The sequence below is a fragment of the Saccharothrix coeruleofusca genome, from assembly GCF_014648515.1.
GTDB classification, from domain to species: domain Bacteria; phylum Actinomycetota; class Actinomycetes; order Mycobacteriales; family Pseudonocardiaceae; genus Actinosynnema; species Actinosynnema coeruleofuscum.
This window is the reverse complement of the sequence record NZ_BMRG01000036.1, coordinates 15,683-16,377: the sequence shown is the minus strand read 5'-3', so window position 1 is coordinate 16,377 and position 695 is coordinate 15,683. Positions and strand designations below refer to the sequence as shown.

The 695-nt window shown below is 68.9% G+C and carries 1 protein-coding gene; it reads right to left on the bottom strand.

Annotation, left to right across the window (positions count from 1 at the left end):
- Positions 1-381 (bottom strand): cbb3-type cytochrome c oxidase subunit I (locus IEZ00_RS37640; protein ID WP_229796433.1); only part of this gene is annotated, 381 nt, incomplete at its 3' end.
- Between the last annotated feature and the right edge of the window lie 314 nt (positions 382-695).

Sequence of the window (695 nt, the reverse complement as noted above, 5' to 3'; positions counted from 1 at the left end):
GAACAGGAACAGCCAGTACGAGAAGGCGTTGAGCCGGGGGAAGGCCACGTCCGGCGAGCCGATCTGCAGCGGCAGGATGAAGTTCGCGAAGCCGAACACCACCGGGGTGGCGTAGAGCAGCAGCATGATCGTGCCGTGGATGGTGAACAGCTGGTTGTACTGCTCGTTGGACAGGAACTGCATGCCCGGCCGCGCCAGCTCACCCCGGATCAGCAGCGCCATCAGGCCGCCCACCAGGAAGAAGCCGAAGGCCGTTACCAGGTACATCAGGCCGATCAGCTTGTGGTCGGTGGTGGCGAACAGCCGCAGCAGCGCCGAGCCCTTGGCGCGGCGGCGAGCGGCCTGGACGGGGACGGCGGGCGTCGGCTTGAGCGTGGTCATGGACGTCCTTCGACGCAGGGGAGTGCGCAGCACGCCGACTGCCTGACGCGCCGCAGGAGTACCCCCCACCTTCGCGCGCAAGCGGCCGATCGGCCACTCGAACGCGGATTCCGTCGATCGGGTGAGCGGTTCCTCCTCAGTCGAGTGCGTTGGCCACGTCGGCGATGACGGCGCGTCGCGCGTCCAGGTCGGCGATCATGCGGTCGAGGACTGCCAGCGCCTCCTGCGTGGCCCCGGAGCCCACCAGCTCGACCACCTCCGCCGCCTGCTCGCCGATCTCCTGCGGCCACTGCTCCCACGACGAGCTGCCCTGG